Below are 14256 nucleotides of genomic sequence, written 5' to 3' on the forward strand. Positions count from 1 at the left end.
GTTCGTCGTAATCAGTATGAAGTCGTACTTGTGTCTAAGAAGCTATTCTTCATTAAGATTCGTTAGAATTACAACCCGAGCTGGTTGAGCAAGTCATCGGCATCATCGTTTGATCCCGACGATTTAGATTCTTTCTCAGCCAACTGTTTACGTGTTGCCTCTAAAATGTCGTCTGGGTTTTCGTCTTCAGCAACTTCAAACTCTTCCAGTTGGATGAACTCAGTTTTATCCATTGCTAGCTCGAGATAGAAAATATTGTTGTTTTCGGTGGAGAACGTCACTCTGCGCGCTTGAGGGCGGTCAAGGTTGGTATCAACTTGTAAGATAACTTGCTTATTCAGCGCCAGCATTTTTGGTTGGTTTTGTGTGATGTTCGTTTGCAGGTCTTTACGAATTTTATTAGTGAAGTCTCCGACCAGTTGATTCATGAGTTCACCCAGAACATCGCCTACCTCGTCAGAAGTATGAGATATTGCCAGTTCTTCTTCTGGCATGCCCATATTACGCATGTAGTTGGTGTAGATCTCCAGTGCGGCTTTTGCCGTAAAATTAATCACAACTAGCCCGGTAAATCCGCCATCAAACAGAACAAAACAGCCAAAATCTGGTTTGAGGCTAGTCTTGTGGATTTTTTGCACCATTGCTGAATAATTTACTTGAGAAGATGTCGCCGAAGTAAGTACGCCAGAAACAGACTGGCAAAGTTTGAGAAGGATATCTTCAGTGGTCACAATTTTATTTTTTTTCATTCTGAAAACTCATCTAGAAACGCGATTCGTTCCCCAATGTAAGGCATCAAGCGTGAAAAAATAAAGCATAAGTTTAATTATTGTATCGAGATTCTGATTTGCTCGTCTTTTTAAATGTTGTAAAGTGACGAAATTCAAAGAATATTACTTCACTAACTCTTTTGTGGTGTTTTTTTCGCTTAGCGCCAATTTGTATGAGAAGTGAGCAAATAATTACACAACCCGCAGCTGATCGGATCAGCGTCGTAGGGGCAGGAAGCAAATGTTACCAAGATTACACTCGCAAACTGATGTCGATCCTCTTGTTCTTAGTTTTCTGAAAGAGCTTGAGCACGCCGGATTCACTGGTGATATCGAAAGCCAATATTCAAGTCGACTAGCGGTTGCCACTGACAACAGTGTTTACCAGCAACTTCCTCAGTCTGTCGTTCATCCCAAAACGACAGAAGATGTTTCTCTCCTCGGGAAACTGAGCAATAAAGAAAAGTACGAACGAATTACCTTTTCACCTCGTGGTGGCGGCACGGGGACCAATGGTCAGTCGCTAACCAAAGGTATTGTGGTGGATATGTCTCGCCACATGAACAAAGTGCTTGAGATTAATGAGAAAGAAGGCTGGGTTCGTGTACAAACTGGTGTAGTGAAAGACCAGTTAAATGACGCAGTTCGCCCTTATGGCTACTTCTTCTCTCCAGACTTATCTACCAGTAACCGTGCAACGATTGGCGGCATGGTCAACACCGATGCTTCTGGTCAAGGTTCTCTGAAATACGGAAAAACATCCGATCATGTTTTGTCGCTACAAGCGGTGTTTGCTGATGGCTCAGTTTTAGAATCAGACCTGTCCAACGGCTACCCAAAAGAAGACGAGTTTGCTGCCAAGGCGCTACGTGTAACGGAATCCGTATGTCGTGAAAAACGCCAGCAGATCGTAGATAAGTTTCCTCCTCTTAACCGCTTTTTAACGGGCTACGATTTAAAAAATGCCTTGAATGAAGAAGGTGACCGTTTCGATATCACACGAGTACTGTGCGGCGCTGAAGGTTCATTGGCATTCATTACCGAAGCGAAGCTTAACCTGACGCCAATTCCGAAAGCGCGTACTTTGGTTAACGTTAAATACAACAGCTTTGATTCTGCACTGCGTAATGCACCGTTGATGGTCGAAGCGAAAGCGCTGTCTGTAGAAACCGTTGACTCGAAAGTGCTTAATCTCGCGAAGCAAGATATCGTCTGGCACACCGTGAGTGATTTGCTTACCGATGTTCCAAATAAAGAGATGCTTGGCATCAATATGGTGGAATATGCAGGTCAGGACGAAGAAGAAGTTGCAGCGCAGGTTGCATCGCTGACCGCCAAGCTCGATACCATGCTGGAAACAGAAGAAGCGGGCATCATCGGTTACCAAGTCTGTAACGATGTAGCGAGTATCGGGCGTATTTACAACATGCGTAAAAAAGCGGTGGGTTTGTTAGGCGCAGCAAAAGGCCGCGCTAAACCGGTCGCATTTGCTGAAGATACCTGTGTGCCACCAGAAAATCTGGCGGACTTCATTGTAGAGTTTCGAGAGCTGTTAGACAGCAAGTCTCTGAATTACGGCATGTTTGGTCACGTCGATGCCGGGGTGCTTCACGTACGTCCTGCGTTGGATTTGTGTGACCCGCACCAAGAAGCATTGATGCACGAAGTTTCTGATGAAGTGGTTAAGCTGGTGGCGAAATACGGCGGTTTGATGTGGGGTGAACACGGCAAAGGTTTCCGTTCAGAATATGGCCCTGAGTTTTTCGGTGATGAGTTGTTTACTGAGCTGAGACGTGTGAAGGCGGCATTCGATCCACACAACAAAATGAACCCGGGCAAAATCTGTACGCCGCTTGATAGTGATGCAGAGTTAGTAAAAGTTACCGATACCAAACGTGGTTACTATGACCGTCAGATTGACGTTCAAGTACGTGACAGCTTTAAACAAGCGATGGAATGTAACGGTAACGGTTTGTGTTTTAACTACGATACTAGCTCGCCAATGTGTCCATCGATGAAAGTAACAGCCGATCGTCGTCATTCACCGAAAGGTCGTGCGGGTTTGGTTCGCGAGTGGTTGCGTCAGCTCACAGAGCAAGGCATTGATATCCTTGACTTAGAAAAGCAAACACTAGAAAACAAAACATCAATCAAAACCATGATTGACCGCGTACGTCATTCTATCAATCGTCGTCACGAGTATGACTTCTCTCACGAAGTGTATGAAGCGATGAATGGTTGTTTGGCGTGTAAAGCGTGTGCGAGTCAGTGTCCGATTAAAGTCGATGTTCCGAGCTTTCGCTCACGCTTTTTAAACATCTATCACTCTCGTTATCAACGTCCTGCAAAAGACTATCTGGTTGCCAACATTGAGACTATGCTGCCGATGATGGCAAAAGCGCCAGGTGTCGTAAATGGTGTTTTGAAGCAGTCGTGGGTGAAAAGTTTAACGGCATCTACGGTCGGGTATGTCGATGCGCCGTTGTTATCAGTACCCACCTTGAAACAACGAGTAGAGTCGCTGACAACGCCTTATGATCTGCAAGCGCTCAGTGGTTTGTCTTCGTCTGAAAAGAGCAAGCATGTTTTAATTGTTCAAGACCCATTCACTAGCTACTACGACGCTGATGTCGTTGAAGACTTCGTTAAGTTATTGAAAAAGCTGGGTATGCATCCGGTACTTCTGCCGTTTAAGCCGAATGGTAAAGCACAACACATTAAAGGGTTTTTACGTCAGTTTAAGGGCACAGCAGCCGACACAGCGAAGTTCTTGGCGATGGTAGCGGATTTGGATATCCCATTAGTTGGTGTCGACCCTGCATTGGTGCTGTGTTATCGAGATGAATACGCTGAAGTGCTTGGCAGTAAGCGAGGTGATTTCGATGTACTGACGGCCCACGAATGGCTTTACCCAAGATTAGAAGCGTTTGAAAGCGGAGAGCATAAGGCGCAGGAACCTTGGTATCTGTTTGCGCACTGTACTGAGAAAACCAAAATGCCAAATGCGGAAAAAGAGTGGGGCGCTATTTTTGCTCACTTTGGTGCAGTTTTGAATACGGTACCTGTTGGTTGTTGTGGTATGGCGGGTACGTTTGGTCATGAGGTTGATAAGTTGTCGATGTCGAAAGACATTTACAATTTAAGCTGGAAGCCGAGCTTAGATAAGTTGGATAACGAGAGATGTTTGATTACAGGCTATTCTTGCCGCAGCCAAGTGAAACGCTTTGAAGGAACGAAGCCCAAGCATCCCGTTCAGGCATTGTTAACTTTGTTGTAATCGGACTAGATCAAGCCCAGTTTTACTGGGCTTTTTAGAAACCGTATTTAGACCCTTTCAAAGGATATGAATCTTGAGAAAACTTGAACTCAAAGTCCCACCTGTTGTGGTGTTTTTGCTAGTCATACTTTTGATGTACGGACTTAAAGTTTTGACGCCGAGCATGAACATTCGAGTACCCTTTGTTGAATTTGTAGTAGGTGTATTAACTTTGTTGTCTGGCTACATGGGCATTGCTGGCGTGTATGAATTTCGCAAAGTAAAAACCACAGTGAACCCAGTAAAACCTGAAGCGGCATCTTCTGTTGTAAGAACTGGTGTGTTTGCCTTTTCACGCAACCCTATGTACATGGCATTATTGCTTCTAATCATAGCAACTGGTTTGTGGTGGCAGCACTTGAGTGTGGTGCTTTGTGGCGTGATATTTGTCAGTTATATGAATCGGTTTCAAATCAAGCCTGAGGAACGCGTTTTAGAGCGATTGTTTGGTGAAGAGTATGTGGATTATAAAAACCATGTTCGTCGTTGGCTCTAAGCATTGCGTTTAGTTTTGTTTGGATGAGACATAAAAAGAAAGCCCAACGGTCGACGTTGGGCTTTCTTTTAGTAAACACGTTTTTTGTGCGCTTCTGATAGGGCAGTCTACTAGGCTGCCTTAACGAACTTTGCTAGGAATGCATCCTTACGTTCATTAAAGCGGCGTACAAGGTCATCAACCGCTTCTTGGTCATATGGCTTCAAGCCACTTGCAACCATGCGCTTAATACCTTTACCAACGACTTCACCGTCTTCTTTAAACGCAAAGTTTAAGGTGACTACACCTCGTTTTCCTTCTACGTCGAATGTTGCGCCAGTGAAATCCACCTCTGGATGCGTAAGGTCTAAGCGTGAAAATTCGACTTCCATGCTTTCATAAATAACTAATGGACGCTGGCAGTTGATCATCATTTGCTTCTCTTCCATAAGAGGAACCATGATGTGAGGGAAGTTCATACCAGAAAATTGCACGTAATTTGTCACTACATGCTCAATAAATGCCGGATCGTGGTTAGTTTCACCTTCACGGGACATGTGTAAGTATTCTTTACCTGCCTCGTCAACAACAGCGCTTTCTTTGTCACACTTATTTTCAATATGAAGTGCTACACCATCGTTTACCATGCCAGAGAAGTTAAAACGCATCTTTTGGCTAACGCCTTCTTTACTAAGGAGCACTGCGAAAAGTAAATCCCCAGGGACACAAAAGCGTTTGTTGTCTTCATCATGAATTGGGTTGTAGTCACCTGCGACACGTTTTGCAAAGTGGCTTGCTTGTTCGCGAGTGAACTGAAACTGGTGATTAGTGTTTGAAAAATAAGGTGTTAGAAACATAATTTTTACGTAGTAACCAAAACTGTGTGGGATTATATGCGAATATCTGCGTAGCAATGGTCCATCCAGTGAAAACTTCACCGTATCCTAACAATAAGACACTATTTCGGCGGATAAACCGTTAAAAACGCATACTTTAGCAACGCTTTTATTTGTGAAAACAATAAACAACGACCTTTTCGCTCGCCTATCTTTTAAAGTATAGCCATCAAAGTAGACAGGCGTTCATAAACAGTGCCATCAACATGTTTAATCGTATGTAAAAAGGCTCCACGCAGAACGTAGAGCCTTCAAGTCATCATCTGTTTATTCGATGAAATGCCAGTTATGCTTAATTATTGAATACTTGGTAACAAGCTCTCTGGCATGAGCGTGTTGTGGATAGCCAGCTTAAGCAGAGTGTTTGCCTGTTCAATGTCCGGCGCAAAGTAGCGATCTTTATCGTAGAACGATACTTTTTCACGCAACATTTGTTTCGCAATCTCAATACGCTCAGAGGACTTGTTTGGCGCTCTAAAGTCTAGGCCTTGTGCTGCTGAGAGGTATTCGACAGCCAGAATACCGCGAGTGTTTTCGCCCATTTCTTTCAATCTGCGAGCCGCGAATGTTGCCATTGACACGTGATCTTCTTGGTTTGCAGATGTTGGCAAGCTGTCTACTGACGCTGGGTGAGCGAGTGTTTTGTTTTCACTTGCTAACGCAGCAGAGGTAACCTGAGCAATCATGAAACCAGAGTTCACACCACCATTGTCGACTAAGAAAGGTGGCAGTTTTGATAGCGCGCTATCGATAAGTAATGCCATACGACGTTCAGACAAGCTGCCGATCTCGGCAATCGCAAGTGCTAGGTTGTCGGCTGCCATTGCAACAGGCTCCGCATGGAAGTTACCGCCAGAGATGATGTCACCATCTTCAGCAAACACCAACGGATTATCTGATACGGAGTTCGCTTCTACTTGTAATACTTCCGCCGCATTGCGGATTTGCTGTAAACACGCGCCCATCACTTGAGGCTGACAGCGCAAAGAATACGGGTCTTGTACTTTTTCACAGTTAGTGTGCGAATCACCTATTTCACTCGATGTGTCTAACAAATGACGGTATGCGAGTGCTGCGTCCATTTGGCTGCGATGACCACGTACACGGTGAATGCGCGGATCGAATGGACGTCGGCTGCCGAGAGCGGCTTCAACAGACATTGCACCACAAACGGTTGCTGACGCGAAAAGGTCTTCCGCGATAAACAGGCCTTCCAATGCGAACGCTGTGGATGCCTGAGTCCCATTTAGTAGCGCTAAGCCTTCTTTTGGCGCCAGAGTGATAGGCTCTAGACCTGCGATTTTTAATGCTTCTTGCCCGGAAATGATTTTACCGTTGTGGCGAGCTTGTCCTTCTCCCAGTAATACAGTGCTCATATGGGCTAGAGGAGCTAAGTCACCTGATGCGCCAACAGAGCCCTTTTTAGGTACGCAAGGGTAAACTTGTGCGTTGACTAGGTCGGTCAGCATATTAATGACTTTTAGGCGAATCCCAGAAAAGCCACGAGACAGACTATTGATTTTTAATACCATCATCAGACGAACCGTTTCATCTGACATAAACTCACCGATACCTGCCGCATGAGAAAGAACGATACTGCGTTGCAGTGTTTCTAAATCTTCTGGTGCTATTCGTGTGTTAGCCAATAGCCCAAAACCAGTGTTAATTCCGTAAACCGTTCTATCTTCCGCGATGACTCGGTCTACGACCTGTGTGCTTTCTTCAATGGCCGGAATGGCTTCAGGATCCAAAGTAAGGTTGACTGGTGAACGGCTCACTTGGCGTAGTTCGTTTAAGCTAATATGACCTGGCTTTAGCGTTAAATTTAACATCTCTTTCATCCTTACTTGAGCTTCTTCAGTTCTTCGTTGAGCATTGGCAAATCTAGCCCTTGCTCTGCTGCACATTGTTTAGCGATATCGTATCCCGCATCAGCATGACGCATCACGCCTGTTGCTGGGTCGTTATGCAGCACGCGGGCAATACGTTGTGAGGCATCTTCACTGCCGTCACAGCAGATAACCATACCTGAGTGTTGCGAGAAGCCCATACCTACGCCACCACCGTGGTGTAGTGAAACCCAAGTTGCGCCGCCCGCCGTGTTGAGTAGCGCGTTTAATAATGGCCAGTCTGATACGGCGTCAGAACCGTCCATCATACCTTCGGTTTCACGGTTCGGGCTTGCTACAGAGCCAGAATCTAAGTGATCTCGACCAATGACAACGGGCGCTTTAAGTTCGCCATTTTTCACCATTTCGTTGAATGCTTGACCAAGACGCTCACGATCTTTAAGACCAACCCAGCAAATACGCGCAGGTAAACCTTGGAACTGGATGCGTTCGCGAGCCATATCTAGCCAGTTATGTAAGTGCGGATTATCTGGAATTAGCTCTTTTACTTTTTGGTCGGTTTTATAAATGTCCTCAGGATCGCCAGAGAGAGCAGCCCAACGGAAAGGACCGATACCTTCACAGAATAGAGGACGAATGTAGGCTGGAACGAAGCCAGGAAAATCGAATGCGTTTTCTACGCCTTCTTCCAAGGCCATCTGGCGGATGTTGTTACCGTAGTCGAGTGTTGCGGCGCCGCGATTTTGCAGCTCTAACATCGCTTGAACTTGCACAGCCATGGATTTTTTCGCTGCTTTTACGACCATTGCTTCATCTTGCAAACGCATTTCTGCTGCGTGAGACATGCTCCAGCCTTGTGGTAAATAGCCATTGAGCGGGTCGTGTGCAGACGTTTGGTCTGTTACGACATCAGGCGTGATATTACGTTCTACCAGCTCAGAGAAAACGTCTGCTGCATTACCTAGTAGACCAACCGATACTGGTGTGTCTGACTCTTTAATGATAGCTAGCGCTTCATCTAAAGAAGTCGCTTTCTTATCGACATAGCCTGTACGTAGGCGGTAATCGATACGTGATTCATCACACTCTACTGCAATCATGGAGAAGCCCGCCATTGTACCAGCGAGAGGTTGAGCACCACCCATGCCACCAAGACCACCTGTTAGAATCCAACGGCCCTTTGCTTCACCGTCAAAGTGTTTTTTTGCAACAGATACGAACGTTTCGTATGTGCCTTGTACGATACCTTGCGAGCCAATGTATATCCAGCTGCCAGCGGTCATTTGGCCGTACATCATCAAGCCTTGTTTATCGAGCTCGTTGAAGTGTTCCCAGTTTGCCCAATGCGGAACAAGGTTTGAGTTTGCGATAAGCACGCGTGGAGCATTTTTATGAGTAGGGAAAACACCAACAGGCTTGCCTGATTGAACTAAAAGCGTTTGGTCATCTTCGAGTCTTTCAAGTACTTCAACAATCTTGTCGTAACATTCCCAGTTTCGCGCTGCTCGGCCAATGCCGCCATATACAACCAGTGAATGTGGATGTTCTGCAACATCAGGATCAAGGTTGTTCATCAGCATACGAAGAGGGGCTTCGGTTAGCCAAGATTTTGCGCGCAGTTTATCTCCGTGAGGTGCACGAATTGTTCTGCTTGTATCAAGTCGTGGATCTTGTCCCTGGCGCTGTGTCATTTCAGACTCCTTTAGTTTCTCGTGATGACCAAGTACTTGCTTGGTCGTAATAATCAGTGGCATCTGGGATGCATTATGGTTTGTGCTGTTTTTCCGCCATTGCGTTGGCGATATCCCAACACAAACGGGCAGCTAATCGTGCTGTTTGACTATCGACGTCATAATTTGGGTTGTATTCGGCGATATCAGCCAGCATTAACTTATTTTTGTAATGAAGAATTCGATCTAAAAAGGGTGCAATAGTGTCGTAACTCACTCCCCGAGCTGCTGGTGCGCTGACTCCAGGTGCGGTTGCGGCAGGAAATACATCCAGATCAATGGTCAAATAGAGGTAGTCACAGTCGTCAATAAAATGCTGAAGCTGAGTTAAGTGATAACTGTGGTTTAGGTAGCAGAGCTGATTGTCCTCTACATACCAAACATTTAACGCATCTGCTTTTTCAAATAGCGCTTTAGTGTTGCTACTGCGGCTTACACCAATACAAGCGTAATGAAAGTCCCAATCGTTGCGTTGGCAAAAATGATGAATTTGGTTGAAGGGGGTGCCAGAGCTTGGTCTTATGTCGGTGAGGTTGCTCTCAAATGCGCGCAAATCGAAATGCGCATCGAAATTAATAATGCCGATTTTAGGCTTCTTCTCTGGATGGTGCGCTTTAAAATATTCCGCTAAGCCGGAAAACGAGGCCCACGCAATCTCATGCCCACCACCTAGCACGATGACTGGCGTATGGGGCAGTGCGCTTGAAATGGTTGCTGCACATAGAGCTTGGCTCTCTTCCAGTAAGTCGTCTTCACACACCACAGTACCTAAGTCATATAGTGGGGCGTCTTGGTGCCATGCTAAATTAGCGAGTGCTCGTCGGATTAAGTCTGGCGCTTTTTTCGCGCCAATGCGTCCTTTGTTTCTCGCAACGCCAGCGTCGGTAGCAAAACCGAGTAATGAGACGCCATGCGCAACGGCACTCAACTCATCTGCTTTTTGGCGTTGAACAACGTGATGAATTCGCTGACCAAGCTTGCCGTCCTCGGCATCATGACGGCCTTGCCAATGAAATAGGGGAGAGTGTAGGTCGAATTGAGACATATTATTGGCCTCCGTGTGAAATGTATTCACCATTTACTATACGACCTACCAGACGTTTTGCTCCGACTTGATAGCTTAAATCCGCAGGGCTTTCGATATCCCAGATAGAGAAGTCCGCATCAAACCCTACTTTGATTTCGCCACGTAAGTTTTGATAACCCAGAGCTTTGGCTGCATGTTGCGTTACACCACGCAGAGCTTCTTGCGGTGTAAGGCGAAATAGCGTGCACGCCATATTCAGCATGAGTGTGAGATCAGAAAATGGTGATGTACCTGGGTTGACGTCCGTAGCAATTGCCATCGGCACGTTATGCTCTCTCAACAACTCAATCGGTGGTAACTGAGTTTCTCTTAGAAAATAAAAAGCGCCAGGCAATAGAGTGGCGACGGTGTTTGATCGAGCAAGTGCTTTAACACCTTGCTCATCTAAAAACTCGATGTGATCCGCTGACAGACCGTTGTATTGTGCAGTGAGGGCTGTACCACCGAGATTAGAAAGTTGCTCAGTATGCCCTTTAACCTTTAAGCCGTGGCGTTTTGCAGCTACAAACACTTTTTCTGTTTGTTCAAGATTGAAACCAATCGATTCACAAAAAACATCGACACTCGTAGCTAATTCTTCCTTTGCGACAACAGGGATTATGTCCTGACAAATGTGCTCAATATAATCATCTGCACGACCTTGGAACTCTGGCGGAATGGCGTGAGCGGCGAGAAGTGTAGTGGTGATTTTAACTTTGCGCTCTTGTTCAAGCATTTTGGCTGCACGGAGCATTTTTATTTCATCATTCAGTGTCAATCCGTAGCCTGATTTCACTTCGACAGAAGTGACGCCGCTCGCGAGTAGCCCGTCTAAACGTGGCAACGCTAACTCAACTAATTGCGCTTCGGTTGCTGAACGCGTCGCATGCACCGTTGAAAGTATCCCACCGCCTTGTTTGGAAATTTCTTGATATGGCACGCCGTTTAAGCGCATTTCAAATTCGTTGGCACGATTGCCCGCGTAAATAAGATGAGTGTGGCAGTCGATCAAACCTGGCAGAACTAACTTGCCTTGAAGGTCGATACTCTGAGCGTAATGTTGGGCAGACAGCAGAGACTCGGTTTGCGGTGCGTCTTCACCAATGGCACAAGTACTGATCGCAACGATTTTTCCAGATTGAATACCAATGCGCGCTGGAGGCGTTGGAAGGTATCCGCACTCTCCCGATTGCATGGTAACTAGACGTGCGTTTTCAATCAGCAAATCCATGTTTGTGTCCCTGTGTTTATTTGTATCATTAAATGTATATACAAATAAATAGAGCAAAATAAGAACACTGACAAGATTGATGTTGCTAAAATGTGATCGAAACGTAGATCTAGAGGACAAATCTTGTCCTTAAATGAGCACTTTTGAGCTCAGCTTATATTTGTTACCAGGGTGATAAAGTAGGGCGGTACTGACTAACTTATCTTGGCTCCACGTTCTGCGATTCAAGAGAAGGCAAGGTTCATTGGCTTGCATTTTTAAGTCTTGCTTAATACGGCTTTCAGGCACAATTGCCTCTACAGTATGTTCTATCGCGCTGAGTGGGCAATTATCTGACAGGTATTGATTTGGAGTGATTTGTGTGAAGTCTTGATTTAAATAACTCGGGGCATATTGGCTATTCACCCAGCGGAGCTCCAATTGAATCGGCGTTTGGTCTTCATAGTGAATAATTTCACTGTAAAACACTGTCGTGCCTAGCATAACGCCGAGTTTTGTCGCAATGTTGTCATCTGCTTTTATGGCAATCTGTTTGAGCACTTTACTGCCATACTTTCGCCCTCTATCGCTGACTTCTTCGGCAATGTTTCGAATGTCTAGCAGGGGAGATTCTGACTTTTCACCAGGATCACACACGAACGTGCCTAAGCGTGGGCGACGTTGTAATCGGCCCTCATTAACTAAATCCCGAATTGCTTTGTTCACTGTCATTCTACTGACACCAAATTGCTCGGTAAGCTCAATCTCGGTGGCGATGCGATGACCAACTACCCACTCTCCAGCATCAATTTTATCCAGGATAAATTGTTTAATTTGAATGTAGAGTGGTGCAGACATAATGATCTCCCTTTATTTGACTATACAAATACTGCTTAATTTAGGTACAAATTGCAAACATTTCTCGACGAATGTACCGCTTAGTGACCGAGCAATCCTATTGCAGAGCTGAATGACTCTTGCTGCTGAGCATTATTTGGATTGATGATTGAATTCAAACATTTTCTTGTGGTCTATTGCTTGCACAGCAGAAAACAATTGTGTAAACAAACGATTATTAGAAGAAAAATCGCTAAAAAAGGAAAAGTATGTTTAAAAAATTGAAAGCATCACTGGGGATCGGCTCTGCAAAAGTAGATACCATTTTGGACGAAATGAGCGTGTTTCAAGGAGCGACGCTGAAAGGGCATGTTCATATCAAAGGCGGAGACGTCGAACAACAAATTGATGCTATTACGATTAAATTGAACACGGAAATGAAAGTCGAAGTGGATGATAGCGTAAGTTACCAAACCTTCACTATTGATCAATTGAAAGCAGTTGACCCTTTTGTGATTCGACCTAATGAAGAAAAGCAGGTTCCGTTTGAGCTAAAATTGCATGATGAAACGCCAATTACTGCGGTTAGCGCACTTAAGAATCAATGTCATGTTTGGGTCGAGACGACGTTAGATATTGATTTTGCAATTGATCCGCGTGACCGTGATTATATTGAAGTGAAACCACTACCAGTAGCATCTCGGGTTATTCAAGCGATCGAGCAAGCTGGCTTCACTATGGTTAAAGCCGATGTTGAAAAAGGCTTTTTGCGCGGTGGCTCGTTTGCCTCTCGCTCTGGTATTTATCAAGAGCTAGAGTTCCGTAACAGCGGCTTTATCTCATCAAAAGAAATTGAGCTCTCTTTTATTCTGGAAGGGCAGGTCATGCATTGTTTGGCAGAGATTGACCGTTCGCTCAGCTTGGCTGGTGACCAATATCGCTCGTTTACGTTGCCGATCAATGCAACCGATGCTCAAGTCGCAGCCGCAGTTGCACCAACGCTAAATCTATAGCTCTCATCACCTTGATGAAAATATGTACCGATATCCTATTGTGAAAGCGATATCGGTACTGTTATCCATGTTTCTTGCGTTCTCTACGGCTAAAAACTCAAGCGCTGAATTTTCCATTAGATATCGATAGCCCAATACCAGTTCATTAGAGGCATCAGCAAACTCTGTGGGTCCTTCTGTTGACCCTTGATACCAATGATATTCCAACATCAGGTGATGGTTATCTTCTAAGGCATAACGGTACCCACCCGCAATGGCAATCGTATTATGTCGATAGGGCAGATCGAGCAAGGCACGGTCATCCGAGCGAAAAGTCATGCCAATCATCGAATAAAATGCATGAGCATCACTTAAGTAGCTGTAGTTTAATTGGAAGCCTTGCTCGAAACTGCTACCTTGAAAAGTGCCGTGAGCCACATCGTTAAAATACAAACTGCCGCCAATCGATAGGCCGTGATGTTCATTTTGGAACACTTGATACTGTAAGTAAGTAGATAGGTTATTGGCCAGTGTTTGTCCTTCGAAATCATCTTCAAGCACATCATATTGCGGCATTGAAATGTAAAAACGATCTCTGTCTACTTTATCCCGCCCATTTTGTCCGATACCGAAAAGTTTATGGAAGCTTTTCGTCAGTCCATCTAAATGGTTGTCAGCGGCAAAGACCCATCGATAGTTGAGCTCCAACTGCCAACGGTTGCTGACTTGCCATTTGCTGCCTAATTCGATTTGATTGTGGTAATAATCCAGTGCGTATTCATCAGTATGAGCCCAAACACTTGCCACGGTTCCTGAACCATAGGCTTCGACAAAACCATAGGGCAGACTATGCCCTGAACGCAGTATGTTGGTGTGACTAACCACTTGCATTGGGGATTGTGCGTAAGAACGCAGCGGGCCATATAAGTCATTTGATGCGAAGGCTTGCAAAGAACATATCGAGGTGCTTAGAAGTACCATAAAGCGCGATTTGAAATAGACCATGATGAATACCTACATACAAACTACTCTATAAAACAACTATATACCTAAATCGCACGTTGAGCTCTCGCCAAGCGTGTTAAGCTTTGTATCGGTTCAAACGTAATAGGCG

General features: G+C 45.1%; 11 protein-coding genes. 3 read left to right on the plus strand and 8 right to left on the minus strand.

Annotated elements, in window-relative coordinates:
- Positions 1–68: 68 nt before the first annotated feature.
- Positions 69–749, minus strand: a complete 681-nt coding sequence (locus R7F64_RS04750) for a DUF3334 family protein (protein WP_005388843.1) — start codon at positions 747–749, stop codon at positions 69–71.
- Between the two features lie 262 nt (positions 750–1011).
- Here R7F64_RS04750 and R7F64_RS04755 point away from each other — a divergent pair, with 262 nt between their 5' ends.
- Both R7F64_RS04755 and R7F64_RS04760 read left to right on the plus strand, forming a co-directional pair.
- Complete coding sequence (locus R7F64_RS04755) at positions 1012–4047, plus strand: FAD-binding and (Fe-S)-binding domain-containing protein (protein ID WP_318071489.1); 3036 nt, start codon at positions 1012–1014, stop codon at positions 4045–4047.
- A gap of 73 nt (positions 4048–4120) precedes the next feature.
- On the plus strand, positions 4121–4582 hold the full coding sequence (locus tag R7F64_RS04760) for a methyltransferase family protein (RefSeq protein ID WP_054576439.1): 462 nt from the start codon (positions 4121–4123) through the stop codon (positions 4580–4582).
- A 110-nt stretch (positions 4583–4692) separates the two neighbouring features.
- On the opposite strand, the gene R7F64_RS04765 is transcribed toward R7F64_RS04760, so the two are convergent.
- The 6 genes from R7F64_RS04765 to hutC all read right to left on the minus strand — a co-directional run bounded on the left by R7F64_RS04765 (position 4693) and on the right by hutC (position 12171).
- Positions 4693–5418 carry a DUF3581 domain-containing protein gene (locus R7F64_RS04765; protein ID WP_017821813.1) on the minus strand — a complete coding sequence of 242 codons (726 nt, stop codon included), beginning with the start codon at positions 5416–5418 and terminating at the stop codon, positions 4693–4695.
- 335 nt (positions 5419–5753) lie between these two features.
- Complete coding sequence (gene hutH / locus R7F64_RS04770) at positions 5754–7289, minus strand: histidine ammonia-lyase (protein WP_064368094.1); 1536 nt, start codon at positions 7287–7289, stop codon at positions 5754–5756.
- Positions 7290–7300: 11 nt separating this feature from the next.
- On the minus strand, positions 7301–8998 hold the full coding sequence (hutU, locus tag R7F64_RS04775) for a urocanate hydratase (protein ID WP_054578031.1): 1698 nt from the start codon (positions 8996–8998) through the stop codon (positions 7301–7303).
- Positions 8999–9071: 73 nt separating this feature from the next.
- Positions 9072–10082, minus strand: coding sequence for a formimidoylglutamase (gene hutG, locus R7F64_RS04780; RefSeq protein ID WP_053350426.1), 1011 nt, complete (start codon positions 10080–10082; stop codon positions 9072–9074).
- Between the two features lies 1 nt (position 10083).
- The gene (hutI, locus tag R7F64_RS04785; protein ID WP_047100716.1) at positions 10084–11334 is read right to left on the minus strand and encodes an imidazolonepropionase; all 1251 of its coding nucleotides are present in this window, start codon (positions 11332–11334) and stop codon (positions 10084–10086) included.
- A gap of 129 nt (positions 11335–11463) precedes the next feature.
- Entirely contained in the window at positions 11464–12171 is a 708-nt protein-coding gene (gene hutC / locus R7F64_RS04790; protein ID WP_005385493.1) for a histidine utilization repressor, read from the minus strand.
- A 248-nt stretch (positions 12172–12419) separates the two neighbouring features.
- On the opposite strand from hutC, the gene R7F64_RS04795 reads away from it, so the two are divergent.
- Entirely contained in the window at positions 12420–13163 is a 744-nt protein-coding gene (locus R7F64_RS04795; RefSeq protein ID WP_047100715.1) for a sporulation protein, read from the plus strand.
- 6 nt (positions 13164–13169) lie between these two features.
- On the opposite strand, the gene R7F64_RS04800 is transcribed toward R7F64_RS04795, so the two are convergent.
- The gene (locus R7F64_RS04800) at positions 13170–14147 is read right to left on the minus strand and encodes a DUF3187 family protein (protein ID WP_053303168.1); all 978 of its coding nucleotides are present in this window, start codon (positions 14145–14147) and stop codon (positions 13170–13172) included.
- Positions 14148–14256: the final 109 nt, after the last annotated feature.

The organism is Vibrio sp. Vb1980, assembly GCF_033338615.1.
In the GTDB taxonomy this organism is placed as follows: domain Bacteria; phylum Pseudomonadota; class Gammaproteobacteria; order Enterobacterales; family Vibrionaceae; genus Vibrio; species Vibrio alginolyticus.

What these genes read in the sequence shown, in the direction of transcription:
- R7F64_RS04750 (WP_005388843.1), bottom strand. Translation starts at nt 749, where the DNA reads ATGAAAAAAAATAAAATTGTGACCACTGAAGATATCCTTCTCAAACTT.
- R7F64_RS04755 (WP_318071489.1), top strand. Translation starts at nt 1,012, where the DNA reads ATGTTACCAAGATTACACTCGCAAACTGATGTCGATCCTCTTGTTCTT.
- R7F64_RS04765 (WP_017821813.1), bottom strand. Translation starts at nt 5,418, where the DNA reads ATGTTTCTAACACCTTATTTTTCAAACACTAATCACCAGTTTCAGTTC.
- hutH (WP_064368094.1), bottom strand. Translation starts at nt 7,289, where the DNA reads ATGTTAAATTTAACGCTAAAGCCAGGTCATATTAGCTTAAACGAACTA.
- hutU (WP_054578031.1), bottom strand. Translation starts at nt 8,998, where the DNA reads ATGACACAGCGCCAGGGACAAGATCCACGACTTGATACAAGCAGAACA.
- hutG (WP_053350426.1), bottom strand. Translation starts at nt 10,082, where the DNA reads ATGTCTCAATTCGACCTACACTCTCCCCTATTTCATTGGCAAGGCCGT.
- hutI (WP_047100716.1), bottom strand. Translation starts at nt 11,334, where the DNA reads ATGGATTTGCTGATTGAAAACGCACGTCTAGTTACCATGCAATCGGGA.
- hutC (WP_005385493.1), bottom strand. Translation starts at nt 12,171, where the DNA reads ATGTCTGCACCACTCTACATTCAAATTAAACAATTTATCCTGGATAAA.
- R7F64_RS04795 (WP_047100715.1), top strand. Translation starts at nt 12,420, where the DNA reads ATGTTTAAAAAATTGAAAGCATCACTGGGGATCGGCTCTGCAAAAGTA.
- R7F64_RS04800 (WP_053303168.1), bottom strand. Translation starts at nt 14,147, where the DNA reads ATGGTCTATTTCAAATCGCGCTTTATGGTACTTCTAAGCACCTCGATA.